Raw genomic sequence first — 26,444 nt, 5'->3', positions numbered from 1 at the left:
GGACACCACCGCACACCACAAGAACGCCGCAGCGCTGCGGCAATCGGCAGACGGCCCCTGACGTCGCGTCTACGCAGCGACGGTGCCCGTGCGCCTGGGGCGTGCTGGGGCTGCAAACGCGCGAGATGGTGGAACGAGGCGTCCCGCTCCTCAGGGCGTCGATCTTGGAAGGCGCTCCGGCGAGGTTCAGGACGCGGGAGGAACGGTCAACGGGTTGTGCTCCTTGCCGGTGTTCCCGCACATCCGGCAAGGCTCCTCTATGCGCTCCCAGGACAGCTCACCGGTGGGCGTCTGATGCGGACGCTCGGGACGCCACCAGCCCGAGCCGTGGCAGAACCGGCACACCCAGTCGTCGCGGTCGCACCATTCGCACGGCACGTTGCCGCAGCGTTCGCGCTTAGCCTTCATCGGCACTTTCCGGTCCCCCGGCAGAGGTGGCAGTCCTCCACGCTCGTGCGCCATGTGATCGAACGTCGTTCTCCTTCTGCGGTCGCTCGTAGGTGACTTCACCCGATCTGGTGCAGTGGCCGCACTCCGGAAGGTCGTCCTTCTTGTTGTCCACAGAGCCCGCCCCCGGGAGACCGACCGCGACACTGCTGCGTCCAGCATTCCGTACGGACGAAGCCGCAGTCCATGATTCACCTTGACGGGCCGCCCTCCCGGGAAGTGACACGCCGCCGTCGACACAAAACGCCACAAGCACCCACTGACCTCCCAGGCAGCGTCCTTCCGGGCCGCCACGTGTGAGCTACCGAACACCGTGGCGACGCAAGCCCGGCTCCCATCATGCGCGCCGCCCTCGGACGCGCAGCGGCGCGGCCCTCAGCTTGCGAGCGCCTTGCCCAGACCTGGCTTGGCTGGTATTGCGTGCTGGGCCGGGGGCGCGACGATCGTGCTGGTGTCCCTGACGGGACGTCCGGCAGCCGCCGGTCAGGCGGACGCGGTTCGCGTGACGGCGGCGCCGGTCACATGACGCACCGCCTGGGTCGGCTTGCGTTCGCTCATCCTCGATCGCACGAGATTCATCACCGCATGGGTGGGCCAAGACCGCGTGGTCGTCGCAGCCGTGCGGACCCCAGCGTGGCGGGGCCGGTGCGGCTCAGGCGCCCAGGAGGTGCTGCGTGTGAGGCCGGGGCCGTGACCGCGGGGGCGGGTGACCTCCCAGGTGGGAGGTCACCCGCGGTGCATGTGTGCGGCTCCCGGCGGTCAGGGGGTGCGCTTCCAAAACGGGCGTCGTGGGCGAGGCTCTTGCGGGGCCTGGGTGGTGAACTCGGTGAGAATCTTGATTGTGCGGTCCCACAGGCCTTGGAGAGCGGCGGCGTCCAGCGGCGTGTGGACGGCCTGGAGGTCGGCGACCAGCGTGGCGAGCGGGTCGACGTCGGTGCCCAGTGCTTCGAGGCGTTGAACGGCTGGCTCGAGGAACTGCAGGAGGTCGACCAGCAGGGCCTGGTCGGGGGTGGGCGTCGACGTCAACCGCTGGAGATGCTCGGTCAGCCGCTGCCGCAGGTCATCGAGCTCGGAGCTGGACCGGCGACGGGCGCCGGGCAGCCGGAAGCGTGGCATCGATCCCGGGGCCATGGGGCCTCGGGCCATGGGGGCGCCGCTCGTAGCGGCGGGCGCGGGGGCCGGGAAGGCGGCCGGGACGCCCGCGACCGGCGGCGCCCCGGGGGCGCCCATGGGGCCGGCGTACGCCGCCGCCATCGGTGCGGCGGGTGCGGTCCAGCCGGAGGGGAGCTCGACGGGCTGCACCACGTGGTGGGGCGTTTGCCCCTCGGTCGCGACGCGGCTGTCCACCGCCACGAACGCGGTGAAACGGCACAGCACGCCGAACCGCAGGGACGTGTCCACGATGCGCCGCTCGAGGTCGTCCGAGCCGGAGGTGAGGTAGCGGTCTTCGAGGTCCCGAAGGTGCGCGCGGGCCCACAGGGAGGCGACCGTGCGGTTGCTCGAGACGACGGCGGTGGAGCTCTGCCGCCACGGTGAGCCGTCGGCCGCCACGCCGTGGACGGTCAGGCCGCCCTGCGGGCGGCCGTGGAAGCGCCCCGAAATCACCAGCGGCACGCCCGGGTACAGGGCGTCCAGGCGGGCGGGGGTCGTGGTGTCGGGGACGAGCCGCAGGCCGTCGGCTTCCAGGCGCAGATCCGTCACCAGCGGGGCGCCGATGCGGTGATGGATGTGCTCCATCGCCTCGTCCAGCCGGTCTTCGGACTCGACCAGCTCGCACCGCCCCTGCCCGGCCTGGGCGAGCCGGTGCAGGAAGCCCGCGTTGACGGCCTGGTCGATGCCGACGGTGTGCACCCGGACGCCGCGGAGGCGCGGCAGAAGGTCGGCGAGGATCTGGTCCTCGTTGCCGACCTGCCCGTCGGTGATCAGGATCAGCACCCGGTCGCGCGTCCCGGAGTCGTGCAGCAGATGGCAGGCGTCCCGCAGCGGCGCGAGCATCTCGGTGCCGCCCCGGGCCTCCAGCGTCGCCAGATATTCGACCGCGCGGAACCGGTTGCGGTCGGTGCCCGGCTCCAGCGAGGGGCCGAGCCGCGGGGGACGCTCCACCACGTTGTCGAACGCCAGGACGGCGAACCGGTCGGCGGTGCCGAGCGTGTCGACGATCCGGGCGGCCGCGCGCCGGGCCGCGACCATCTTCCAGCCGTGCATGCTGCCGGACCGGTCCAGGACGAGCACGACGTCGCGCGGGCGGGGACGGTGCCGTCCGGCCGGCAGCACGGTCAGCGAGAACGTCCCCTCCTCGGAGTCTTCGTCGGGCACCAGCGTCAGCGAGGCGGTCTCCTGCGGCGCGTACGCGAGACGCAGGATGAAGTCGCGGTCGAGCCGTTCGCCGGGCTGCAGCCGGACGGTGGTGCGCTCGCCATCGCCGGACTCGGCGACCACGTGCAGGGCGGAGCCGATCCCGGTGAGCCGCAGCCCCGCCGGGTCCACGTCCACGCTGATCGACAGGCGCACCGGGTTGGGGAAGCCGGGCAGCAGCACCGGCGGGCTGATCCGGGACGCGTCGGGCACCGCGTCGGTGTCGGGCGCGGTGCCGTCCCCGGCCGCGGGCTCGTCCAGCGGGGTTCCGGGGATGTACCGGGGCGCGACCACGAGCGGGAACCGGAAGGTGGCCTGGCCGTCCTCGTAGGGGAGCGGCTGGATCAGCGTCAGCCGGACGGTCACGCGCTCGCCGGGCAGGATGTTGCCCACCCGCATCGTGAACACGTCGGGCCGGTCCTCCTCGGCGATGGCGGCGCGCCGGCCCGCGGCGATCGCGGCGTCGTAGTCCTGGCGCGCCTGCGCCCGCTCCTTGAGCACCCCCTCCACGACCCGGTCGGCGGCCTCCAGGCGCAGCGCGGTGACGGCGGCGCGGTCCGGCAGGGGGAAGATGTAGGTGGCCTCCAGCGGCACGTCGAACGGGTTGCGGAAGCCCTGGGTCACCTCGACTCCGGCGACCAGGCCGGTGATCGAGGCGCGGACGTCGACCGCGTCGAGCGGCAGGTTGCCCCGGTCGGTGGACAGGGCGCCGAGCCCGCCTTCGGGGTCCGGCGGCGCCGCCGCGTCGGGCAGGGGACTGATGTGCACGGTCATCAGGGCCTCCCGGAGGGGTGGGGGTGCGTGTCGATGGGGTCGAGGAGTCCGCGGCGCCGCAGCTCGTCCAGCAGCGGACCGGCGGCGGCCGCGATCGCGGCGAGGTCGTCCTCGCCGAGCGCCGGCGCGTCCAGCAGCACGGTGACGCCGGGAGCCAGCCGGACGCCCTGAACCACGGAGAGCCGCCGGGACCTGCCCGGGGTCTCGTCCGCGTGGCCGGGACGTGTCGGCGTTGCGCCGGGACGCGTTTCGCCGTTGCCGCTGGTCGGGGGAGTCGAGGGGGCCGCGCCTGCAGGAGAGGACGGCGCGGCCGGGGCTTCGGAGTCCCGGGCGTGCCGGATGTCCGCCCGCCAGACGACGTCCGCGGGCCCGCTGGGGGCGGCGGGGCGGGCGGTCCAGAAGCGGCCGCGGGCCTGGGCGGGCTCGGCGCCGGCGCCGGTACCGGTGCCGGTGCCAGTGTCAGTGTCAGTGTCGGAGTCCGGCAGGGGGTCGGGGATCTGGGCGATGGCGCGCAGGGTGTCGTCGGTGGCGCCGGACAGTTCCTGCTGGATCTCGGCGATCGTGCGGCCGGCGGCCTGGCGCCGCTTGACGGCCACGATCTGCAGCAGGTGCCGGTGACCGTACACGGCGGTGCGGCCGCGGCGCCCCAGCGGGGGGTCGACCAGCCCGATCGTGGTGTACCAGCGGATCAGTCGTTCGTTGGGCAGGTCGCGAACCCGGCCGCTGACGCGCAGCGGGTCGCCCGCCGACAGCGCGGCGACGGCCCGCTCGGCCAGTTCGCTGATCGTCCAGGTGCCCGACATGACGCCATGATGACACTGTCACGATGACAGTGTCAACGTCGGGCGGGCTTTCAGTTTTTACTGACGTTGTCTGGAGTGTCGGTTGTCTTCGCCGTGCCCGGCCATGGTCATATGACTGTCGGGGGACAGGTCGGAGACTTTTAAGTCAGCCTCTCCGACGTCTTTACGATGCGTATTCGCGAAACGTCGCAGGGTCATGCGCGCCAGGTGGGCGGGTGATGGCGACGATCCCGGACGAGGTGCTCATTGCTCACATTGTGGGCAAACAATGGCGGGCTGGGGGAAAGTTCGTATGCAATGTGGTCGAATAAGTCTGATCTCGTGGAATTGGCGGTAAAGGTGTCGGCCAGCACTTACCTTGCAGGTATGGATGACCATCTCCTGGTCGAGGCCCTGCGGGAACGGGACCCGGCCGCACCTGCCGCGGCCTACGATGCCTACGCCGAACGCCTCTACGGGTACTGCTGGTTCCACCTGCGCGACCGGGACGCCGCACAGGTGGCGCTGCGCGACACGTTCATCGTTGCCGAGGCGCACATCAGACGGCTGCGCGACGCCGATCGCTTCGGTCCGTGGCTCTACGCCATCGCCCGTTTGGAATGCGCGCGCCGGCCGTCCGCCCCCGACCAGCGGCCCGACGTGCCGGTCGCCAGCCATGACCAGGACGACGTCGACCTGCGCGTCGTGGCGTGGCAGGCCGTCGAGGCCCTGGACCCGCTGAGCCGGGACCTGCTCGAGCTGCGTGTGCGGCAGCGGTTGCCGACGCCCGACGTGGCGGCGGTGGCCGGCCTCTCCCTCAAGGACGCCGAGGCGCAGCTGGAACGTGCTCACGCCGCGCTCGAGGCGGCCCTGACCGCCGAGCTTCTCGCGCACGACGGCCCGTACGGGTGCCCCGAACGCGGGGCGTTGCTGCGGCAGCGCCGGGGCGCCGCCAGGGGCGACGTCGACAGACGGCTCGCGCGGCACGCCCGCGAGTGCGGCGTCTGCCGGACGTTGCGCCCCCGCACGGTGTCGGCGGCCAAGGTGTACGGGTTGCTGCCGCAGGCCCGCCCTCCCGCGTCCCTGCGGGAACAGGTGATGAGCTGCTTCTTCGATCCCGAACTGGTGGGCTATCGGCTGTTCGTCGCGACGCGGGTCGGCGAGTTCGGTCCGACCGGGTTCCCCGTCCAGTCGCGCCACGCCGCACGGCGTCGCGGCCTGCGTCCGGCGGCACGGCGCCCGCCGTACGCCCTCTTCGGAGGGTTGGGCGGGGCGGCCTGGCGCGGGGTCGCGGCCGTGGCGGTGGTCGCGCTGCTGCTGGGGGGAGGCGGCGTGGCGTTCCACCGGCTGGTCGGTGCGGACGGTCAGGGCGGCGGGACGGCGGTCGGCCCCTCGGTGCCGCTCCCCACGGTCGGCACGCCACCGCAGGGGGATCGGGGGGACGCCGGCGAGGCTCCCCCGCCCGCTACGTATCCGCTCGGCGCGCGCGTGTCGTCCGCCCCGCCCACAGCGTTGCCGTGGCCGCCGTCCGGCGGGGCACGCCCGGCGGGTTTCGAGGGAGCACGCCGCCGCGGCGCGGCCCTGACGGTGGCTCCGCTGTTCCTGGACCTTGCGGAGGGCTCGCACGGCACGCTTCAGCTGACCGCCGAGGGCGGGCCGGTGACCTGGCGCGCCGAGCCGTGGGGTCCGGTACGCCTCAGCCGGACGTCCGGACGCATCGAGGCCGGGCAGACCCTCACGCTCGGCGTGGACGTCGCCAGGCGCGGCGACGCGGCGGGGGAAGGCGGCGTCGTCTTCGAGCCCGGCGGTGTGGAAGTGCGCATCACGTGGCGTCCCGTCAGCCGTCCCGACCCGACGTCGCCGCCCCCGGGGCAGCAGCCCACCACCCCGCCGCCGCAGACCTCACGGCCGCCGCAGACCTCGCCGCCACCGTCGTCGCCTTCCCCGCCGTCCACTCCGCCGTCGGAGCAGCCTTCGTCGGACCCGCCGTCGAGTTCGCCGCCTCCGTCCCGTGAGCCCGGGTCCGCGTCCCCCTCCGGAGAGAGTCCGCGGCCGGAGGGTTCCGGCGGGTGACTCCCCGCGAAATGGTCGCCGCGTGTGCCGAGTGATCACATAGGGTATTGATCATTGTGGTCTGAGTGACGATCGTGACGTCCTCGCGTCGATGATCACGGTGGGGGGGACCGTGTTTCTCGGAACGCGCACGGGGCAGCGGACGTCGGCGCGCCGGCGGAGCGCGGCGCTGCGCCTGATGTCCTTGGGCGGCATCACCGTCCTCACGGTGACGGGGGCGTCCCTCGCCCCCGGGGCGGCGACCGCACGGAGCGCGGCCGCCGCACTGACCGAGCCGGTGCCGAGCGACCGCGACGTGGCCCGGGCCGAGCGCCGTGCTCGGGAACGCGCCGAAGAGGTGGCCCAGGCCAAGGTGCGGTACGCGCAGGCCGCCGGAGAGCTCGAGCGGCTGGCGGCCGCCGCCGCGCTCGCCGTGGAGCGCTACAACGGGGAGAAGGTCAGGCTGGCCCGGGCGGCGGGGGCGTACCAGGACGCCATGGCGCGTCTCGCCGAGGCCGAACGCAGGTATGCCCAGGCCCGCGCGAACCTCGCCGCGTTCGCCGCCGAGGCGTACCGGGCGGGCAGCGGCTCCACCCCGTGGCCGTCGGTCATCGCGGGCAGCGGCGGGCCGCAGGGCGCCATGGACCGGGCCGGGCTGCTCGAAATGCTCGCGCGTCGCCGCACCGGATTCGTCCAGGAGGTGCAGGCGGCGCGCAACGTCGCCGACCTCTTCCGCACTCAGGCCCAGTCGGCTCTGGCCGAGCAGCACGCGGCGACCCAGCGGGCCCTGCAGGCGCGCCGCGCCGCCGAGGAGGCGGTGGCCCGGCAGCAGCGGGCCGTCCAGGAGATCGGCGCGGAGAAGCGGCGGCTGGAACGCGAGCTGGACATCGCCCGGGAGCGCGCGGACGACCTGGCGCGCCGCCGCCGCGAGGCGCTGCGCGACGCGGACGCCGCCGGTTCGGGGAGCGGCTACTCCCAAGGCTTGGCCGTGGCACGGGCCGCGCTCCGCTGGCTCGGCACGCCGTACTCCTGGGGCGGAGGCACCGTCAACGGACCCAGCTACGGCATCGCGCACGGCGCCCGCATCTACGGCTTCGACTGCTCAGGGCTGGCGATGTACGCGTGGGCCAAGGCGGGTGTTCACCTGGACCACTGGACCGGGACGCAGTGGACGTCGGGCCCGCACATCCCCCTGAACCGCCTTCGCCCAGGCGACCTCGTGTTCTACGCGTACAACACCTCGGACCCAGGCACCATCCACCATGTCGGCGTGTACATCGGCAAGGGGCGCATGGTGGAGGCCCCCTATACGGGCGGCCGGGTTCGCATCTCCAGCATTTGGCGTCCGGGGCTCATCGGCGCGACCCGCCCGGCCGGGTGAGCCCGCGCCTTCGTGACGAGCCCCTGTGACAAGCCTGTGACGAGCCGCTCAGCGGCGGCGGGGGTACGGGGATGCGGCGGCGTGGCGCGGCCGGAGGGCGGCGGGAGCGGATCGGCGCCGTCCGGCCCGTCCCGCCCAGCCGACGACGGCGGGGGTCAGCGGCCGGGCACGGACAGTCAGTGGGCGCGCTTGTGCCCGCCGGCCTCGGCGGCGCGCTTGAGGGAGCGCTCGATCTCGGCCTCGGCCTCGACGCGCCCCACCCAGCTGGCGCCCTCGACGGACTTGCCGGGCTCCAGGTCCTTGTAGACCTCGAAGAAGTGCTGGATCTCCAGGCGGTCGAACTCCGGCACGTGGTGGATGTCGCGCAGGTGCTCCATGCGCGGGTCGGTGGCCGGGACGCACAGGACCTTGTCGTCGCCCCCCGCCTCGTCCGTCATGCGGAACATTCCGACGGCGCGGCACCGGATCAGGCAGCCCGGGAACGTCGGCTCCTGCAGCAGCACCAGGGCGTCCAGCGGGTCGCCGTCCTCGCCCAGGGTGTTCTCGATGAACCCGTAGTCGGCCGGGTACTGCGTCGAGGTGAACAGCATCCGGTCCAGGCGGATGCGACCGGTCTCGTGGTCCACCTCGTACTTGTTCCGCTGGCCCTTCGGGATCTCAATGGTGACGTCGAAATCCACGATGTCCTCCGCTCCCTGCGCCGTCGCAGTGAATAGTCTTTCGGGAGCCTGCGCGGGCGAGGCGGCCCACACAGGATGGTGTTCCCTTATACAAGGATGTCGCACGTTGGTGGGTGCTGAGGGGGAGAGGGGCGGTCACGTGCCGAAACGCACGCGTGCCCTGGTCATGGTCACACTCTCCCTCCTCCATGTCTCGACGGCGGGCGCCGGCATGGCAGTGGCCAAACTCACACCGGACCGGCGCTTGTCTCCCCGGCCGCCGGCCGTCGCGGAACGCGAGGCGGTGCGCACGACCGCGACCGTCGTGCCGCTGAGCGCGGCGGGGCCGGCGGGCGGCGCGCCGAACTCGTCCGTCCTGGCGCGGCGGCTGTCCGGGCTGCTCGACGGCGCCCGCACCCCGATCAACGCGGTGGTCGTCGACGTCCGGACCGGGCGGCAGTTGTTCGCCCGGGACGCCGACCGGCCCGCCACGCCCGCGTCCACCACCAAGCTGGTCACGTCCGTCGCCGCGCTGGCCGCGCTCGGCCCCGACCACCGGATCACCACGAAGGTCGTGCGGAGCGGCGACGGCGTCGTGCTGGTCGGCGGCGGGGATCCTACAGTGACCGCGCTCCCCGCGTCCGCGGGCAGAGGGCGGCCGGCCTTCGCCTCGCTGGCCGATCTCGCGCGGCAGACCGCCGCCGCCCTGAAGGCGTCCGGTATCCGCCGCGTCCGCGTGGACTATGACGCGACCGCCTACCAGGGCCCCCGCACCGCCCCGGGCTGGAAGCCCAACTACATACCGGACGGCGAAGTCGCTCCGGTGAGCGCGCTCGCCGTGGACGAGGGCAGGGTCGCACCCGGCACGACCAAGAAGGCCAGGGTGAGCGATCCGCCCGCCGCGGCCGCCGCCCTGTTCGCCCGCATGCTCACCCGCAACGGCGTGACCGCCACTCGGGGCCGTGCGGTCATGGCGCCGCAGGGCGCCGCCCCGCTGGGCACGGTGCAGTCGCCGCCCCTGTCGGTGCTCGTCGAGCATCTGATGACCGAGAGCGACAACGACGCGGCCGAGGCGGTCGCCCGCCAGGTCGCGATCAAACGGGGGTACCAGCCGTCGTTCGCCGGGGCCGCCCAGGCGGTGACGGACGTCTTGAGCGAGCTCGGCGCCGCCGACGGGATCATGGTGAACGACGGCAGCGGGCTGTCCACGCGCAACCGGATCACCCCGAACGCGCTGGCGCGGCTGGTGACCCTGGCCGCGTCCGACGACCGTCCCGAACTGCGCGCCGCCATCACCGGCATGCCGGTGGCGGGCTTCTCCGGCACCCTGTCCCCGCCCCGTTACACGACGGTCCACAGCGCGGCGGGGGCGGGCCTGGTACGGGCAAAGACGGGAACGCTGGCGGGGGTCAGCACCCTCGCCGGGTTCGCCCACGACGTGAACGGACGTCTGCTCGCGTTCGCGTTCATGGCGGGCGACGGCACCGGGACGGTCGATCCCGGCCGTCTCGACGCCCTCGCCGCCACCGTCGCCTCCTGCGGCTGCGTCTGACCGGCGGCCGCCCCTGCTCAGCCCGCGCGGAGTCCACGAACGGCGTCGGTCCGGCCTCCGGCTCCAGTCCCCGATCACCGTCTCCATGAGCCGGACTTCGACCGCTCGCCCGGCCCGTCCCCGCGTCCCGAAGCCCCCGCAAAGCGCCCGCGCCTGGACCCGCTGAGACGGGACGTCGGAATTTGAGAGACGGCAGGGCTGGAGTACGGAGTCGTCCGAGGGTATGGATGTGGTCGTACGGGAGATAACGGAACCAGTTGTTCGTTGAACGATCTGCAGGGGCGCTCCGGCGCCGGGGTCGAAACGTACGGTGGAGTACATGAGCGCCTCAATGATCGATTGGAACGTCGCGGTGCAGACCGGCACCCGGCTCGTCCGGCCGGGGCCGCAGGTCGGCCAAGCCGAGGCGCGCGAGGTGGTGGCGCAGCTGCGCGAGCTGTCCCGCATCGCGCAAGGGCACGTCGCCGAGTTCACCGGCATGCAGGCGGAGGCCAGTCCGGCCCCGGCCACGATCGTGGACAGGCCCGGCTGGATCCGCGCCAACGTCGACGGCTTCCGGGTGGTGCTGGAGCCGCTCATGGAGCAGATGGCCGAACGCCGCGGCACGGGCCTGCTCGGCGGCGGCGCCGGCGTGGTCGTGCAGGCCGTGGGCTCCCGGGTCACCGGCATGCAGGTGGGCGCCATCCTGGCGTACATGGCGAGCCGCGTGCTGGGCCAGTACGAGCTGTTCCTGCCCCCGGACCCGTCCGGCCGCGCCCCCACCGGAAGACTCACCCTGGTCGCTCCCAACATCGTGCAGGTGGAGAAGGAGCTCGGCGTGGACGCGCGCGACTTCCGCCTCTGGGTGTGCCTGCACGAGGAGACGCACCGCGCCCAGTTCACCGGGGTGTCCTGGCTGCGCGAGTACGTCCAGGACCAGATGACCCAGTTCCTGCTGGCCTCCGACCTGGACCCCGGGGCCCTGCTGGACCGGTTGCGGGACGCGGCCGACGCGATCGCCGACGCGGTGCGCGGCGGCGACTCCAGCCTGATCGACGCGATCCAGACCCCCGAGCAGCGGGAGATCCTCGACCGGCTCACCGCGGTGATGACGCTGGTCGAGGGGCACGGCGACTACGTGATGGACGCCGTCGGCCCCGAGGTGGTGCCGTCCGTCCAGCAGATCCGCGCGCGGTTCCAGCGCCGCCGCGAGGGCGGCACCCGCATGGACAAGACGATCCGGCGGCTGCTCGGCATCGACATGAAGATGCGGCAGTACGCCGAAGGGTCGCGGTTCGTCCACCGGGTGGTGGCCGAGGTGGGCATGGAAGGCTTCAACCGGGTGTGGGACTCGGCCGAGACGCTGCCCACGCACGCCGAGATCAAGGAACCGGCGCTGTGGATGGACCGGGTGCTCGGTCCCCGGGCCATCGAGGCGGCGAACCCCGATGGGCGGACGTCTCCCGATGGGCGGACGTCCGAGGCCGACGGGGCGTGAGCACGGCCATGTCGGTGCGCCCCTGGCGCGACGTCCGGGAACGGTAGGGCCGATGGGGCCTGATCCTGCCGTGGCCGCGGTTCGCGTGGCGGTGCGGCGCGCGCTGGAGGCGCTGCCGCCCGAGCCGCGCCTTGTGCTCGTCGCGTGCAGCGGCGGCGCCGACTCGCTCGCCCTGGCCGGCGCGCTGGCGTTCGAGGCCCGCAAGGCGGGACGTCCGGCGGGGGGCGTCACGATCGACCATGGGCTGCAGGAGGGCTCGGCCGCGCGCGCGGAGACGGTCGTCAGGACGATGGCGGACCTCGGGCTCGACCCGGCCGGTTCGGTCGCCGTCACGGTGGCGGGACGGGGCGGGCCGGAGAACGCCGCCCGGGACGCCCGTTACGCCGCCCTCGACGAGACCACGGCGAGCTTGGACGCGGCCGCGGTGCTCCTGGGGCACACCAGGGACGACCAGGCGGAGACCGTTCTGATGGGCCTCGCCCGCGGCTCCGGGGCCCGCTCTCTGGCGGGCATGCCGCCTTCGTTCGTCCGTGCCTTCGGGGCGCGTGAGATCCGGTACGTCCGGCCACTTCTGGACATCGACAGGGCCACGACGCGACGCGCGTGCCTGGCGATGGGGCTGGAACCCTGGGACGACCCCCACAACGACGACCCCGCCTACACACGTGTGCGGGTACGGCGTGACGCGCTTCCCGTTCTGGAAAAGGCGCTCGGCCCCGGCATCACCGAGGCGCTGGCCCGTACCGCGCGCCTGCTGCGCGAGGACGCCGACGCCCTGGACGCGTTCGCCGAGCGCGCCTACGCCGACTGCGAAACCGAGGCCCCGGCCCCTTTCTCCGTGGCGCTGGCCTTGGACGGGGTGGCCGGGCTCCCCAAGGCCGTGCGGACCCGGGTGCTGCGGAAGGCGGCGGTGAGCGCGGGAAGCCCACCCGGTACGCTCGCGGCCGTCCATGTGGAACACGTGGATCGGCTGGTCACGGCATGGCGTGGACAGCGGCACGTCGATCTTCCAGGGGGCGTGCGTGCGTACCGCCGGGAGGGACGGCTGCTGTTCGGCCCGGGCCGGTCCGAGTGACGGTGCCTATCGCGGAGAGTGGGTAAGTGGAAGAGAAGGATCTTGGCGCCGACCTGGCGAAGGTGCTCATCACGGAGGAGCAGCTCCAGGCCAAGGTGCGCGAGCTGGCCGCGCAGGTCGACGCCGACTACGCCGGCAAGGACCTGCTGCTGGTCGGCGTGCTCAAGGGCGCCGTGATGATCATGGCGGACCTGGCCCGGGCGATGCGCTCGCCCGTCTCCATGGATTGGATGGCGGTGTCCTCGTACGGCTCGGGCACCAAGTCGTCGGGCGTGGTGCGCATCTTGAAGGACCTGGACGCCGACATCATGAACCGGCACGTCCTGATCGTCGAGGACATCATCGACTCGGGGCTGACGCTGTCGTGGCTGGTCAGCAACCTGCGCTCGCGCGGCCCGGCCTCGCTGGAGATCTGCGCGCTGCTGCGCAAGCCGGAAGCGGTCAAGACCGAGGTGGACGTCCGCTACGTCGGCTTCGACATTCCCAACGAGTTCGTCGTCGGGTATGGCCTGGACTATGCGGAGAAGTACCGTAATTTGCCGTTTGTAGGGACGTTGGCGCCCCACGTGTACGGAGGTGAGAGCGCCTGAGCGGGTCGCGGGTCGCCCGCCGGGGAGCCGTCCCCGGTGAGCGCGGGGGAACATCACGCCTCCGCGGATCGTTGCATTGGAGGTCGACGGGTATACCGGGCACCAGGGATCCGCGCTGGCTGCGCCCCGTGCTCCGGCAGGTGTACCGTCGGTGTCCCGGGCTTGCGCCGGGGAGCCGCTCGGCGGGCCCGTCGCCTCGGCGGGCCGGGGGCTCCGGCGAGGGTCCGCCGCACGCATGGAGCCGGATCACAGTGGCGTCCGTCCAGCGGGACGGGCGAGGATGGCAATAGGAGGGACGGGCCCCGGAGGGGTTGCCGGATAAATGGACGTGAAGCGCTACTTTCGCGGGCCGCTGCTGTGGATCCTGCTGCTGGGCCTCCTGGTCGCCATGGTCATGTGGGGGGTGAACCCCGGCCGCTCGTACGAGAAGACCGACACCTCCAGGGTGGTCCAGGAGATCGCCGCCGGCCAGGTCCGGTCCGCCAAGATCATTGACAAGGATCAGCGGATCGAGGTCACCCTCAAGGACGGCAAGCACCTGCAGGCCAGCTGGGTCGACGGCCAGGGGCTGAAGCTCCAGGAGCAGCTCCAGCAGCAGGCCCAGGCCGGCAAGCTGCCGGGCGGCTACAACGTCGAGGTCCCCAAGCAGAGCTTCTTCCTCAACCTGCTGTTCAGCCTGCTGCCCATCGTGGTCATCGTCCTGATCTTCCTGTTCATCATGAACCAGATGCAGGGCGGCGGCTCGCGGGTGATGAACTTCGGCAAGTCCAAGGCCAAGCTGATCACCAAGGACACGCCGAAGACCACGTTCGCGGACGTGGCCGGGGCCGACGAGGCGCTGGAGGAGCTCGAGGAGATCAAGGACTTCCTGCAGAACCCGGCCAAGTTCCAGTCGATCGGCGCCAAGATCCCCAAGGGCGTGCTGCTGTACGGCCCGCCCGGCACCGGCAAGACGCTGCTGGCCCGCGCCGTGGCCGGCGAGGCCGGGGTGCCCTTCTACTCGATCTCCGGCTCCGACTTCGTGGAGATGTTCGTCGGCGTCGGCGCCTCCCGGGTGCGCGACCTGTTCGAGCAGGCCAAGGCCAACGCCCCGTCGATCATCTTCATCGACGAGATCGACGCGGTCGGCCGGCACCGCGGCGCGGGCCTCGGCGGCGGCCACGACGAGCGCGAGCAGACCCTCAACCAGCTGCTGGTCGAGATGGACGGCTTCGACGTCAAGGGCGGCGTCATCCTGATCGCCGCGACCAACCGGCCCGACATCCTCGACCCGGCGCTGCTGCGTCCCGGCCGGTTCGACCGGCAGATCACCGTGGACCGCCCCGACCTGGAGGGCCGCAAGGGCATCCTGCGGGTGCACGGCCGCGGCAAGCCGTTCGCGCCCGACGTCGACCTGGACGTCATCGCGCGGCGCACCCCCGGCTTCACCGGCGCCGACCTGGCCAACGTGATCAACGAGGCGGCCCTGCTGACCGCGCGGCAGGACCGCAAGCTGATCGACATGGACACCCTGGAGGAGGCCATCGACCGGGTCATGGCCGGCCCGGAGCGCAAGACCAGGGTGATGTCGGAGAAGGAAAAGAAGATCATCGCCTACCACGAGGGCGGCCACGCGCTGGTGGCGCACGCGCTGCCGAACGCCGACCCCGTGCACAAGGTGACGATCCTGCCGCGCGGCCGGGCCCTGGGCTACACCATGACCCTGCCGATGGAGGACAAGTTCCTCACCACGCGGTCGGAGATGACCGACCAGCTGGCCATGCTGCTGGGCGGCCGCACCGCCGAGGAGCTGGTGTTCCACGAGCCCACCACCGGCGCGGCCAACGACATCGAGAAGGCCACGAAGATCGCCCGCAACATGGTGACCGAGTACGGCATGAGCGAGCGCCTGGGCGCCCGCAAGTTCGGCACCGGCGCGGGCGAGGTGTTCCTGGGCCGCGACGTGGGCCACGAGCGCGACTACTCCGAGGACATCGCCTCGGCGATCGACGACGAGGTCCGCCGCTACATCGAGGCCGCGCACGACACCGCCTGGGAGATCCTGGTCGAGTACCGCGACGTGCTGGACGAGCTCGTGCTGCAGCTGATGGAGAAGGAGACCCTCTCCAAGGACGAGGTGCTGCGGATCTTCGCGCCGGTCCGCCAGCGGCCGCACCAGAGCTCCTACACCGGCTACGGCAAGCGGCTGCCGTCCGACCGCCCGCCGGTGCTGACGCCCAAGGAGCTGGCCCTGCTGGGCCCGCAGGACGTCGCCGACCTGACCAAGAACAACGGCCAGGGCTCGGCCCAGCCCACCGAGTCCTCGACCGAGAACCCGTCCACCGGCGAAAGCTGATCGCCGTGGCCGAACCGTACGACGAATCCCGGGACCCGGCGGTGGAGCTCGCCGCCGGGTCCGCCGGCGTCGCCGGCGAGCCCGACGCCCGGCCCGAGGCCCCCGCCTCCGCGTCCTCCGGAGGCCTCGCGGTGCCGAACGGCCGCAAGCGGGTCTTCGACTACGCGCGCATCGAACGCGCCGTCCGCGAGATCCTGATCGGCATCGGGGAGGACCCCGACCGCGACGGCCTGCGCGAGACGCCCGCCCGGGTCGCCCGCGCCTACGCCGAGCAGTTCGCCGGCCTGCGCCAGGACCCCGAGGACGCCCTCACCAAGGTGTTCGAGGCCGACCACGACGAGATGGTCCTGGTCAAGGACATCGAGGTCTACTCGACCTGCGAGCACCACCTCGTGCCGTTCCACGGGCTGGCGCACGTCGGGTACACGCCCAACGAGAAGGGGCAGATCACCGGCCTGTCCAAGCTGGCGCGGCTGGTGGACGTGTACGCCCGGCGGCCGCAGGTGCAGGAGCGGCTGACCAGCCAGATCGCCGACGCCCTGATGCGCATCCTCGAGCCGCGCGGGGTGATCGTGGTGATCGAGGCGGAGCATCTGTGCATGACCATGCGGGGCGTGCGCAAGCCGGGCGCCAGGACGGTCACCTCCGCCGTGCGCGGCGCGTTCCGGGACCGTCCCGAGACGCGCGCCGAGGCCATGGGGCTGATCCTCGGCCGCTGACGGGAACGTTCCGCACGGCCCTCGCCGCGTCGGGCGAGGGCACCGTCGGCGCCGCCCGCCCCCGGTGACCGGACCGTTGGCGCGGGGGCGCGGACCGCGGTGATGCGATCAAGGCATAGGGTTGAGGACATGACCGACGCCGCCGTCCCCGGTTTGCCCGCGCCCGGGCGCTGCCTCGTCATGGGCGTGGTCAACGTGACCCCGGACTCCTTCTCCGACGGGGGCGCCTGGTTCGACGTGGACAAGGCGGTCCGGCACGGGCTGGACCTGATGGCCGAGGGCGCCGACCTGGTGGACGTGGGCGGCGAGTCGACCCGCCCCGGGGCGCAGCGGGTGTCCCGCGACGAGGAGCTGCGCCGGGTCATCCCCGTGATCGAGGCTTTGGCGGCCGAGGGCGTCCCGCTCAGCGTCGACACCATGCGCGCCGAGGTGGCCGAGGCCGCGGTGGCCGCCGGGGCGAGGCTGGTCAACGACGTCAGCGGCGGGCTCGCCGACCCGGCCATGCCGCGCGTGGTGGCGGCGGCCGGGGTCCCGTACGTGGTGATGCACTGGCGCGGCCACAGCCACGACATGCAGACGCGGGCCGTGTACGACGACGTCGTGCGGGAGGTCCGCGAGGAGCTGCTGCGCCGGGTGGACGCGGTGCTGGCCGAGGGCGTCGACCCGTCCATGATCGTGCTGGATCCCGGGCTGGGCTTCGCCAAGCACCCCGAGCACAACTGGGCGCTGCTGGCCCGCCTGGACGTGCTGCGCGACACCGGCTTCCCGGTGCTGGTGGGCGCCTCGCGCAAGCGCTTCCTCGGCCGTCTGCTCGCCGGCCCGGACGGCACGCCGCGCCTGTTCGCCGACTGCGACGACGCCACCGTGGCGGTGTCCTCGCTGGTCGCCGCCGCGGGCGCCTGGTGCGTGCGGGTGCACCGGGTGCGCCCCAACGCCGACGCGGTGCGCGTCGCCGCCGCGATCCGCGCCGCGGCGGCGGGCGACACGGCGCAGGGCGGCGGGCGATGAGCCGTGCGGTGGACCGCGCCGAGTTGGTCGAGGCCAACGCCGAGTTCTACGCGGCCTTCGAAGCGGGCGACCTGGACCGCATGTCGGCGGTGTGGGCCGACGGGCCGTACGCGTCCGGCGTGACGTGCGTGCACCCGGGGTGGACGCGGCTGCGCGGCCGGGACGAGGTGCTGCGGTCCTGGGCGCTGATCATGGCGAACACCGAGTACATCCAGTTCGTGCTGACCGACGTCGAGGCCGACGTTTACGGCGAGCACGCCGTGGTGACGTGCAAGGAGAACATCCTGACCGCCGAGCAGGGCGCCGGGAACGGGTTTCTGGCCGGAGGCAGCATGATCGCGACGAACCTGTTCGTGCGCGTCGACGGCGGCTGGCGGCTGCTGGTCCACCACGGATCCCCGATCATGAACGACCCAGAGGAGCGATGAGCCTGGACCGGATAGAACTGCGCGGCCTGCGCGCCCGGGGACGGCACGGCGTGCTGCCCGCGGAGCGGGAGTTGGGCCAGGAGTTCGTGGTGGATGTCACGCTGGGTCTGGACACGCGGCCGGCGGCGGCAGAAGATGACCTGTCCCGGACCGTCGACTACGGATCTCTCGCCGACCGGCTGGTCGCCGTCATCGAGGGCGAGCCCGTCGCCCTCATCGAGACGCTGGCCGACCGACTGGCGGGGGTCTGCCTGCAGGAAGAAGCGGTGTCCGACGTGGAGGTCACCGTCCACAAGCCGCACGCCCCCGTAGCGCACCCCTTCACGGACGTGGCCGTGAGGATCAGGAGGAGCCGTCCATGACAGCGTCCGAGCGTATGCCCGACCGCACCGCGACCGGCGGCCACATGCTGGTCGCGCATCGCGTCGTGTTCTCCCTGGGCAGCAATCTCGGCGACCGGCTGGACAACCTTCAGGAGGCCGTCGACGCGCTGTTCGACGCGCCGGGTCTGGACTTCGTGGCGCTCTCCCCGGTTTACGAGACCGCCCCGTACGCCCCGCCCGGGGAGACCATCCCCGAGCAGGGCGACTACCTGAACATCGTGCTGGTGGCCGACACCCGGCTGCCGCCGGAGAACCTGCTGGAGCGGGTGCTCAACATCGAGAACTCGCTGCGCCGCACGCGCGAGGTCCGCTGGGGCCCGCGCACCCTGGACATCGACATCGTGATGTTCGGCAACATCATTTCCGACGACCCCGACCTGACGCTGCCGCATCCGCGGGCGCACGAGCGGGCCTTCGTGCTCGTCCCGTGGGCCGACATCGAGCCGGACGTGCTCCTGCCCGGCCACGGACGCGTCGGCGACCTGGCCGCGGCCAAACAGGCGGAGTCCGCGACCGCGGTGCGCCGCCGCGACGACCTCACCCTTCAGCCTCCTGCATGACACCTTCCCGTCCGACGTTCCTGCTCGCCCTGGTGATCGTCATCGGACTGATCACCTGGGCGGTGCTCGACACCGCGTACGTGTCGCTCCCGCCGCTGCCGTGGACGGCGGTGCCGACCCTGCTGCTGCTGGCGCTGGGCGAGGCGTTCACCGGGGTGAACCTGCTGCGCCGCATCCGCCGGCGGCCCGGCACCAAGCCGGTCGAGCCGCTGGTCGTGGCGCGGATGGCGGTCCTGGGCAAGGCCAGCGCGCACGCCGCGGCGGTGCTCGCCGGCGTGTTCGGCGGATTCGCCGTGGGACTGTCGGGCTCGCTGGACAAGCAGACGCCGCGCGAGGACTTCGTCGTCAGCATCGCCACCTTCGTGGCGGCCGCGGTCCTGGTGGGCGCGGCGTACTTCCTGGAGTACTCCTGCCGCGTCCCCAAGGACCCGGACGAGCGGGACCGCGATCCGGACGCCACCCGCGCCTGACCCGCCCGCTCGCCCGAGTCGGCCGACCGAGCCGCCCGACCGCCCGGTCCGGCGGAGCCGCGCCGGTGCGCTCCGTGCCGTCGTGCGCGGCCGGTTCGGCGCACGGCTACTTGTCGATGTCGCCGACGACGAAGAACATCGAGCCCAGGATGGCGATCATGTCGGCGACGAGGTTGCCGGGCAGCAGCTCCGACAGCACCTGGACGTTGTTGTAGGAGGCGGACCGCAGCTTCAGCCGCCACGGGGTCTTCTCGCCGCGCGACACCAGGTAGTAGCCGTTGATGCCGAGCGGGTTCTCCGTCCAGGCGTAAGTGTGGCCCTCGGGCACCTTCAGCACCTTGGGCAGGCGCTGGTTGATCGGGCCGGGCGGCAGGTCGGCCAGGCGGTCCAGGCACGCGTCGGCCAGGTCCAGCGAGGCGTACACCTGGCCGAGCAGGCATTCGAAGCGGGCCAGGCAGTCGCCCTCGGTGCGGGTGACGACCGGCACGTCCAGCTCGCCGTAGGCCAGGTAGGGCTCGTCGCGGCGCAGGTCGAAGTCGACGCCGCTGGCGCGGGCGACGGGGCCCGACACCCCGTACTGCAGGACCTGCTCGCGGGTGAGGACGCCGACGCCGCGGGTGCGGGCCCGGAAGATCTCGTTGTCCATGATCAGGTCGGCGATGTCGGACATGCCCGCCCGCACGTCGGCGACGACGCGGCGGACCCGTCCCGTCCAACCGGCGGGCAGCTCCTCCTTCAGGCCGCCGACCCGGTTGAACATGTAGTGCATGCGGCCGCCGGAGACCTCCTCCATGACCCGCTGGAGCCGCTCGCGCTCGCGGAAGGCGTAGAAGATCGGCGTCATGGCGCCGACCTCCAGCGGATAGGAGCCGAGGAACATCAGGTGGTTGAGCACCCGGTTCAGCTCGGCCAGCAGGGTCCGCGCCCACACCGCCCGCGGCGGCGCCTCCATGCCCAGCATGCGTTCGACGGCCAGCACCACGCCGAGCTCGTTGGCGAACGCCGACAGCCAGTCGTGCCGGTTGGCCAGCACGATGATCTGCCGGAAGTCGCGGACCTCGAAGAGCTTCTCCGCGCCCCGGTGCATGTAGCCGACGATCGGTTCGGCGGCGGCGATGCGCTCGCCGTCCAGCGTCAGCCGCAGCCGCAGCACGCCGTGCGTGGACGGGTGCTGGGGACCGATGTTGAGGATCATGTCCTCGGTGGCCAGTTCCTTGGCCCCCGAGCCGATCCCGACGATGCGTTCCGTGGTCATCCGCTCCGCCACCGTTCACCGCCGGTGCGACGCTCGTCCGCACCGATGCTCATCCGTTCATCGTGCCACGCATCCGGCTCGCGGGATCCCGGCGGTTTCGATTGACTAGGGGCCAATGATTCCCAGCCATGAGCACCCTCCGTCCCCGCAGGCGCCCGCGGCGGGGACGGCCCCTCCAGGAGGGCCGCCGCAGATGCAGCCCCCGCCGCCGCAGGGCGGCATGCCGTCGAGCGCCCCGCCCCACGCCGTCCCCCAGAACAGCGTGCCCCAGAACGGTGTCCCTCAGAACGGGGTCCCCCAGAACGGTGTGCCGCAGTATCCGGCGGACCAGGCGTTCCAGCCCGGCGGCGGGTTGTCGTGGTCGCCGATCTCCAAGCGGTACACCTGGCACCGGCGGATCGCGGCGACGCTGTGGGCGGTGCCGATCACGGTGCTCGGGGCGTACCTGGTGGCGCGCGGCGGAGGGGCGCTAGGCGCGGCCCTGTGGGGCGCGGCCGCCCTGATCTCGCTGGGGCTGGCCTGGATCGTGGCCGACCTGGCGTACCGGTCCTGGGGCTACGCCGAACGCGGCGACGACCTGCTCGTCACGCACGGCGTGTTCGTCAAGCGCCTGGTCGTGGTGCCGTACGGGCGGATGCAGGTCGTGGACGTGACCGCCGGGCTGCTGGAGCAGTGGATGGGAATCGCCACCGTGCGCCTGCACACCGCGGCCGCCGCCACCGACGCGGTGATCCCCGGCCTTCCCGCCGCCGAGGCCGCCCTGCTGCGCGACCGTCTGGCGCGGAAGGGCGAAGAGCGGAGCATGGGCCTGTGAATCCTCCTTACGGCGCCGCCCCCGGCGGTTACGGACCGCCCCCTTCGCCCGGTCCCTACGGGACGCCGCAGGGACGTCCGCCCGGGTATCCGTACCCTCCCGGGCCTTATGGGCCGCCGCAGGGGCCGCCTGCGGTGCCGCCGAGGCCGCCGATGCCACCGGGACCGTATGGAGCGCCGGGCGGGCCGTATCAAGGGCCGACACCGCCGCCGGTGCGGTTCTCGGAGGGCGTGCACCGGCTGCATTGGGCGACCGCGCCGCTGCGGATGTTCGTCATCCTCAGCGTCTACTTCGTGCTGCTGGGGCTGCCGCTGCTGCTGACCCAGACCGAGGACGGAGTGGTCCTCGTCCTCACTCCCAAGGCGGTGGCGCGGTTCGTCATCGTCACCGTTCCCATGGCGTTCATCGCCGTCGGGGTGGGGCTGTGGGCGTGGCTGGCCCTGCGGTTCCGCGTGGACGGCGACGACCTGGTGGTGGAGACGGGGCTGCTGAGGACGCGCAAGCGGCGGATACCGCTGTCGCGGGTCCAAGCCATCGACGTGGTGCGCCCCTTGGTGACGCGGCTGTTCGGCCTGGCCGAACTGCGGGTGGAGCTGGCCGGGGGCGAGCAGAACGCCATCGCCCTCCGCTACCTGGGACGCGGCACCGCGCAGCAGTTGCGGGCGGAGCTGCTGGCACGCGCGGCCGGCCTCCCCGGGCACACCCCGGAGGCTCCCGAACGGCCGCTGTGGCGGGTCTCCGGCGGTACGCTGCTCGCTTCGCTGGTGTTGCGGCTGCCGGTCCTCGGCACGGCCCTGCTGCTGGTCGTGTCGCTGGTGCTGCTCGTCCTGTACGCGGAGCTGGGCATGCTCGCCGTGACCATCCCCGCGCTCCTCGGGCTGGTGCGGGCCGTGGTCGCGCCCATGGTGATGTACGGGGACTTCACCGTGGCGATCTCCCCGGACGGCATTCGGCTGCGCTCCGGGCTCCTGGAGGAGCGCATGCAGACCGTCCCGCCGGGGCGGGTGCAGGCCATCAGCATCGTGGAGCCGTCCCTGTGGCGCTCCTACGGGTGGGCGCGGCTGGACGTGACCGTCGCCGGATACGCGGGGGAGCGCCAGGCGCTGTCGTCCGTGCTGCTGCCCGTGGCGCCCCGGCAGGTGGCGCTGCACCTGGTCGCGCAGGTCTTCCCGGGCGCCGACGTCGACGCGGTCCGGCTGCTGCCCGCCTCGTCCAAGGGCATCGCGGGCGCGGCGAGCGGCGCCGGGACCGACGACCGCATCTTCGTGGTCCGGCACGGCCGCGTCTGCCGCCGGACGGATGTGATCGCGCACGCGCGGGCGCAGAGCGTGCGGCTGACCCAGAACCCGCTGCAGCGTTCGCTCGGCCTGGCCACCGTCCACATCGACGCGCCGCCCGGCCCGGTGCGGGTCGCGGCCGCCGACCGCGACCTCGGGGAGGCCCGGGCGATCCTCGAGTCGACCGCTCGGCGCGCCCAGGCGGCACGCGCCGCCGCCGGCGACCCCGCCCGCTGGGCCGCCCGCCGCTCCTGACCGCCCCCGGGGCGTGCTGGGGTGAGTCGGCGACGTTGTCCGCCCCGGGGGTGATGTTTGTGCAGCGTGAGGCTTATGGTCCGTTCTATGACCGAAGCCCCTTCAGTGGACCGGGAGTACGATCCCTGGTCGCCCGAGTTCGTGGCGGACCCGTACCCGGTGTTCGCGCGGCTGCGCGCCGAGCGGCCCGTCTTCTACCACGAGCCCACGGACCAGTGGGTGATCACACGGCACGCGGACGTGGACGCGCTGCTGCGCGACCGGCGGCTGGGCCGCTCCTACCTGCACGTCGCCACGCACGAGGAGTTCGGCCGCGAGCCCGAGCCGGAGTTCCTCAAGCCGTTCTGGGATCTCATCCGCGCCGGGATGCTGGACGTGGAGCCGCCGACGCACACCCGGCTGCGGCGGCTGGTGTCCAAGGCGTTCACCGCGCGCATGGTGGAGGGGCTGCGGCCCATGATCCGCGGCCTGGCCGAGGAGCTGGTCGGCGCGCTCGCGGCCAAGGGCGGCGGCGACCTGATCTCCGAGGTCGCCGAGCCGCTGCCGGTCACCGTGATCGCCGAGATGCTGGGCGTGCCCGCGTCCGACCGGCACCTGCTGCGCCCCTGGTCGGCCGACATCTGCGGGATGTACGAGCTGAACCCCTCGCCGGAGGCGCAGCGCGTCGCCGTGCGGGCGGCGGTCGAGTTCTCCGACTACCTGCGCGGCCTGGCCCGCGAGCGGCGCGCCGCGCCGCGCGACGACCTGATCAGCGCGCTCGCCCAGGTGGTGGACGAGGGCGACCGGCTCACCGAGGACGAGCTCGTCGGCACCTGCGTGCTGCTGCTCAACGCCGGGCACGAGGCGACGGTCAACGCCACGGGCAACGCCTGGTGGGCGCTGTTCCGCAACCCCGGGGAACTGGAGCGGCTGCGCGCCGACCACTCGCTCGTCCCGTCCGCCGTGGAGGAGCTGCTGCGCTACGACACCCCGGCCCCCATGTTCGAGCGGTGGGTGCTGGAGGACATCGAGGTCCGCGGGGTCGCCATCCCGCGCGGCGCCGAGGTCGCGCTGCAGTTCGCCTCCGCCAACCGGGACCCGGACGTGTTCCCCGACCCCGACCGTCTCGACCTGGGGCGCGCCCCAAACCCGCACATCACGTTCGGGCTGGGCATCCACTACTGCCTGGGCGCCCCGCTCGCGCGGATCGAGCTGGCCGAGTCGTTCGGCGCGCTGCTGCGGCTCGCCCCGCGCATGCGCCTGGTGGAGGAGCCCAAGTGGAAGCCCGGGTTCGTCCTGCGCGGCCTGCAGGCGCTGCACGTCGAGGTGTAACGCAGGCGCGCTCGGGCCGGGCAGGGCGACGCGCCGGCGCGGCGGTCTAGTGCGGCTGGAGCGACGCGGCTTCGGCCAGCACCGCGGGCACGTCGATCCCGACGGCCTGGGTGAGCCAGCCGAAGCCGCCGAGCCCGTCCGGGTCGATGAGCTCGGCCTCCTCGCCCGCCGCGCACAGGGCCGCGACGTACCCGCGGGGGTCGCTGCGCGCCATCTCGGCCGGCGGACGCCGCCCGGTCAGGCCGAGCGCGCGCAGGGCCTCCCGCTGGGTGGTCAGCAGCGTGGCGGTCGCCCCGGCCTCCTCGCCCGCCTCCGCGCAGGCGTCGAGCGCCACGTGCGCCGTGATGTCGCAGGACCCGTCGGGGACGGCGGGCACCGTGGCGCCGTCCCGGTAGCCGCACAGCGTTCCGTAGACGGGACGGGACGCCCGGGTGTGGGAGTAGTCCACGGCGACCGCCAGGCCGCGGCGCAGCCGCCGGATGACCGACGCCCACGCCCCGCAGCGCGGATGGCCCACCTCGGCCCGGTCGCCGGGTTCGCGCAGCGGCCACCAGCGCGCCAGCCACCGGCGGTCCTCGGCGGACGGCTCGCCGCCGGGACGCTCGTCGCCGGTCGCCGGGTCGACCAGCACGGTGCGCGGCCCGGAGGAGGTCTGCTCCACCACGTCGAGCGGCACGTTGTCCAGCCACTCGTTCGCGATGACCATGCCCGTGACGGCGTCCGGCAGGTCGCCGCGCCAGGCGATGCGGTCGGGCAGGCCGGACGGACGCGGCGCGATCTCCACCGCCGCGGGCGCCAGCCTGGCGGCGAGGTCGGGGCCGACGGCGTCCAGGATGCCCGCCAGGAGCCGCCCGGACCCGGCGCCCACGTCCACCAGGTCGACCCGGGGCGGGCGGCCGAGCGCGTCGTCCACCTCGTGCAGCAGCCGGGCCAGCGCCTCGGCGAACCTGGGGGAGGCGTGCACGGATGTGCGGAAGTGGTCGGCGGGGTTCTCCCCGCGCCGGTAGAAGCCGCCCTCCCCGTACAGCGCCCGTTCCATCGCCGTGCGCCAGCTCACCCACGCCGCCACTCAATGAACGCTACCGCCGACGGCGCGGCCGGTGCGCGCGACGACACGTCGCGGGCGGCGCTGCCCTCCCCTTGAGGCAAGCCCCTTGAGGCGGCGCGACCGACTTGACGTCCGACTTGAGGCTGATCCGGGGCGGCACATGCGCACCTAGGGTTGACGGCATGGTCGGCAGAGCCTGGGACTGGATGCGGCGCCAGCGCGTGCTCGTGGACTGCTTCTTCGCCTCGCCGCTGCTGCTGATGACGCTCCCGGGCATGTTCGGCACGTATCCCCTCGTCGCCCCGTGGCAGGTCGCGCTGCTGACGGCCGGGCTGCTGGGGCCGATGGCGCTGCGCCGCACGCTGCCGCGCGGGTCGTTCGCCGCGGTAGCGCTGGTGTCGTTCGTGCAATGCGTGGCGGGCGTGGAGATCATCCCGGCCAACGTCGCGGTGCTGATGGGGCTGTACACCGTCGCGGCGGAGTCGTCGTTCCGCTGGGGGCTGGCCGCGCTCGCCGCGGCCGAGACCGGCGCGGTGCTGGCGCCGCTGCGGTACACGCCCTCGCTCTCCGATTTCAGGCCCTCGTTCCTGGCGATGACCGCGGTCGTGCTGGGAGTGTGGATCCTGGGGCTGCACATGCGCACGCGCCGCGCGTACCTGCGGTCCCTGGAGGAGCGCGCCGAACGGCTGGAACGCGAACGCGACATCGAGCTGCAGATCGCGATGGCGGCCGAGCGCGCCCGCATCGCGCGGGAGCTGCACGACGTGGTGGCGCACAACGTCAGCGTGATCGTCGTCCAGGCGGACGGCGCCTGGTACGCCATGGACACCGACCCGGGCCGGGCGCGGCGCGCGCTGGAGGCCATCTCGGCGACGGGACGGCAGGCGCTGACCGAGATGCGGCGGCTGCTGGGCGTGCTGCGCGAGGGCGGCGACGGGACCGCGCCGCCCCAGGGCGCGGCGTCGGAGCCGCAGGAGGGCGCGTACGCGCCCCAGCCGGGGGTGAACCAGCTCCCCGACCTGGTGGAGAAGGTGCGCGCGTCCGGGCTGCCGGTGGAGCTCGACATCGAGGGGACGCCGCCGGCGATGTCGCAGGGGCAGGAGCTGACCGTCTTCCGGATCGTCCAGGAGGCGCTGACCAATACCCTGAAGCACGGCGGCCCCCAGGCCACCGCTCGCGTCCGGATCAGCTACGGCCCCGACACGCTGGAGATCCGGGTGACCGACGACGGGCGCGGCGCCGCCGCGGCCGACGACGGCCGCGGTCACGGCCTGGCCGGGATGCGCGAGCGCGTCGCGGTGTACGGGGGCGAGGTGCGCGCCGGGCCGCGGCCGGGCGGCGGGTTCGAGGTGGCCGCACGGATTCCGTTGCGCGAGGAGGTCAGGACGTGAGCGGACCGCAGTCGCCCGGAGGCGCCCCCTCGGCCGGGAACTGGGC

General features: G+C 73.1%; 23 protein-coding genes. 17 read left to right on the top strand and 6 right to left on the bottom strand.

Annotated features, from left to right (window positions below):
• Positions 1 to 186: 186 nt before the first annotated feature.
• From AR3_RS29590 to AR3_RS32155, 3 genes are all read right to left on the bottom strand, one after another.
• Positions 187 to 408, bottom strand: a complete 222-nt coding sequence (locus AR3_RS29590) for a hypothetical protein (protein WP_083951426.1) — start codon at positions 406 to 408, stop codon at positions 187 to 189.
• A 798-nt stretch (positions 409 to 1,206) separates the two neighbouring features.
• A complete protein-coding gene (locus AR3_RS12925) occupies positions 1,207 to 3,576 on the bottom strand; it encodes a VIT domain-containing protein (protein ID WP_067913585.1) in 2,370 nt (789 codons plus the stop codon).
• Positions 3,576 to 4,379, bottom strand: a complete 804-nt coding sequence (locus AR3_RS32155) for a MerR family transcriptional regulator (protein WP_067913582.1) — start codon at positions 4,377 to 4,379, stop codon at positions 3,576 to 3,578. The genes AR3_RS12925 and AR3_RS32155 overlap by 1 nt, the downstream gene beginning before the upstream one ends.
• Before the next feature lie 366 nt (positions 4,380 to 4,745).
• On the opposite strand from AR3_RS32155, the gene AR3_RS30495 reads away from it, so the two are divergent.
• Both AR3_RS30495 and AR3_RS12910 read left to right on the top strand, forming a co-directional pair.
• On the top strand, positions 4,746 to 6,431 hold the full coding sequence (locus tag AR3_RS30495; protein WP_067913579.1) for a sigma-70 family RNA polymerase sigma factor: 1,686 nt from the start codon (positions 4,746 to 4,748) through the stop codon (positions 6,429 to 6,431).
• A gap of 178 nt (positions 6,432 to 6,609) precedes the next feature.
• Complete coding sequence (locus AR3_RS12910) at positions 6,610 to 7,791, top strand: C40 family peptidase (RefSeq protein ID WP_067913658.1); 1,182 nt, start codon at positions 6,610 to 6,612, stop codon at positions 7,789 to 7,791.
• A gap of 176 nt (positions 7,792 to 7,967) precedes the next feature.
• Here the strand turns inward: AR3_RS12910 and AR3_RS12905 are convergent, their stop codons facing one another.
• A complete protein-coding gene (locus AR3_RS12905) occupies positions 7,968 to 8,471 on the bottom strand; it encodes an inorganic diphosphatase (protein WP_067913577.1) in 504 nt (167 codons plus the stop codon).
• A gap of 211 nt (positions 8,472 to 8,682) precedes the next feature.
• Between AR3_RS12905 and dacB the strand changes: the two genes are divergently transcribed.
• From dacB to AR3_RS12850, 11 genes are all read left to right on the top strand, one after another.
• Positions 8,683 to 10,002 (top strand): D-alanyl-D-alanine carboxypeptidase/D-alanyl-D-alanine endopeptidase, encoded by a 1,320-nt coding sequence (gene dacB / locus AR3_RS12900; protein ID WP_227023247.1) that lies wholly within the window; start codon positions 8,683 to 8,685, stop codon positions 10,000 to 10,002.
• A gap of 319 nt (positions 10,003 to 10,321) precedes the next feature.
• The gene (locus AR3_RS12895) at positions 10,322 to 11,479 is read left to right on the top strand and encodes an Rv3626c family coenzyme F420 biosynthesis-associated protein (RefSeq protein ID WP_227023246.1); all 1,158 of its coding nucleotides are present in this window, start codon (positions 10,322 to 10,324) and stop codon (positions 11,477 to 11,479) included.
• A 52-nt stretch (positions 11,480 to 11,531) separates the two neighbouring features.
• Positions 11,532 to 12,554, top strand: a complete 1,023-nt coding sequence (tilS, locus tag AR3_RS12890; protein WP_067913573.1) for a tRNA lysidine(34) synthetase TilS — start codon at positions 11,532 to 11,534, stop codon at positions 12,552 to 12,554.
• A 26-nt stretch (positions 12,555 to 12,580) separates the two neighbouring features.
• Positions 12,581 to 13,144 carry a hypoxanthine phosphoribosyltransferase gene (hpt, locus tag AR3_RS12885; protein WP_067913570.1) on the top strand — a complete coding sequence of 188 codons (564 nt, stop codon included), beginning with the start codon at positions 12,581 to 12,583 and terminating at the stop codon, positions 13,142 to 13,144.
• Positions 13,145 to 13,466: 322 nt separating this feature from the next.
• A complete protein-coding gene (gene ftsH / locus AR3_RS12880; protein ID WP_067913567.1) occupies positions 13,467 to 15,479 on the top strand; it encodes an ATP-dependent zinc metalloprotease FtsH in 2,013 nt (670 codons plus the stop codon).
• A 131-nt stretch (positions 15,480 to 15,610) separates the two neighbouring features.
• On the top strand, positions 15,611 to 16,198 hold the full coding sequence (gene folE / locus AR3_RS12875) for a GTP cyclohydrolase I FolE (protein WP_067913653.1): 588 nt from the start codon (positions 15,611 to 15,613) through the stop codon (positions 16,196 to 16,198).
• Positions 16,199 to 16,327: 129 nt separating this feature from the next.
• A complete protein-coding gene (folP, locus tag AR3_RS12870) occupies positions 16,328 to 17,206 on the top strand; it encodes a dihydropteroate synthase (RefSeq protein WP_067913564.1) in 879 nt (292 codons plus the stop codon).
• Positions 17,203 to 17,634: a nuclear transport factor 2 family protein gene (locus AR3_RS12865; protein WP_067913561.1), complete on the top strand. Its 432-nt coding sequence runs from the start codon at positions 17,203 to 17,205 to the stop codon at positions 17,632 to 17,634. The genes folP and AR3_RS12865 overlap by 4 nt, the downstream gene beginning before the upstream one ends.
• Positions 17,631 to 17,996, top strand: a complete 366-nt coding sequence (folB, locus tag AR3_RS12860) for a dihydroneopterin aldolase (protein WP_083951420.1) — start codon at positions 17,631 to 17,633, stop codon at positions 17,994 to 17,996. Before AR3_RS12865 ends, folB begins: the two co-directional genes overlap by 4 nt.
• The gene (folK, locus tag AR3_RS12855) at positions 17,993 to 18,577 is read left to right on the top strand and encodes a 2-amino-4-hydroxy-6-hydroxymethyldihydropteridine diphosphokinase (protein WP_083951418.1); all 585 of its coding nucleotides are present in this window, start codon (positions 17,993 to 17,995) and stop codon (positions 18,575 to 18,577) included. Before folB ends, folK begins: the two co-directional genes overlap by 4 nt.
• Complete coding sequence (locus AR3_RS12850) at positions 18,574 to 19,047, top strand: DUF3180 domain-containing protein (protein WP_067913558.1); 474 nt, start codon at positions 18,574 to 18,576, stop codon at positions 19,045 to 19,047. The genes folK and AR3_RS12850 overlap by 4 nt, the downstream gene beginning before the upstream one ends.
• A 106-nt stretch (positions 19,048 to 19,153) precedes the next feature.
• On the opposite strand, the gene AR3_RS12845 is transcribed toward AR3_RS12850, so the two are convergent.
• A complete protein-coding gene (locus AR3_RS12845; protein ID WP_067913555.1) occupies positions 19,154 to 20,302 on the bottom strand; it encodes an NADH-quinone oxidoreductase subunit D in 1,149 nt (382 codons plus the stop codon).
• Positions 20,303 to 20,495: 193 nt separating this feature from the next.
• Here AR3_RS12845 and AR3_RS12840 point away from each other — a divergent pair, with 193 nt between their 5' ends.
• The 3 genes from AR3_RS12840 to AR3_RS12830 all read left to right on the top strand — a co-directional run bounded on the left by AR3_RS12840 (position 20,496) and on the right by AR3_RS12830 (position 23,959).
• Positions 20,496 to 21,116, top strand: coding sequence for a PH domain-containing protein (locus tag AR3_RS12840; protein WP_227023245.1), 621 nt, complete (start codon positions 20,496 to 20,498; stop codon positions 21,114 to 21,116).
• 212 nt (positions 21,117 to 21,328) lie between these two features.
• Positions 21,329 to 22,648 (top strand): PH domain-containing protein, encoded by a 1,320-nt coding sequence (locus AR3_RS12835; protein ID WP_227023244.1) that lies wholly within the window; start codon positions 21,329 to 21,331, stop codon positions 22,646 to 22,648.
• A gap of 87 nt (positions 22,649 to 22,735) precedes the next feature.
• The gene (locus AR3_RS12830) at positions 22,736 to 23,959 is read left to right on the top strand and encodes a cytochrome P450 (protein WP_067913552.1); all 1,224 of its coding nucleotides are present in this window, start codon (positions 22,736 to 22,738) and stop codon (positions 23,957 to 23,959) included.
• A gap of 46 nt (positions 23,960 to 24,005) precedes the next feature.
• Here AR3_RS12830 and AR3_RS12825 read toward each other — a convergent pair whose 3' ends face one another.
• Positions 24,006 to 25,028 carry an SAM-dependent methyltransferase gene (locus AR3_RS12825; RefSeq protein ID WP_067913550.1) on the bottom strand — a complete coding sequence of 341 codons (1,023 nt, stop codon included), beginning with the start codon at positions 25,026 to 25,028 and terminating at the stop codon, positions 24,006 to 24,008.
• A gap of 161 nt (positions 25,029 to 25,189) precedes the next feature.
• On the opposite strand from AR3_RS12825, the gene AR3_RS12820 reads away from it, so the two are divergent.
• Positions 25,190 to 26,398, top strand: a complete 1,209-nt coding sequence (locus AR3_RS12820) for a sensor histidine kinase (protein ID WP_067913547.1) — start codon at positions 25,190 to 25,192, stop codon at positions 26,396 to 26,398.
• Positions 26,399 to 26,444 lie beyond the last annotated feature (46 nt).

This window comes from Actinomadura rubrobrunea NBRC 15275 (assembly GCF_001552235.1).
In the GTDB taxonomy this organism is placed as follows: domain Bacteria; phylum Actinomycetota; class Actinomycetes; order Streptosporangiales; family Streptosporangiaceae; genus Spirillospora; species Spirillospora viridilutea.
Note: the sequence above shows the minus strand (reverse complement) of the source record. Positions and strands in the feature narration are given on the sequence as shown.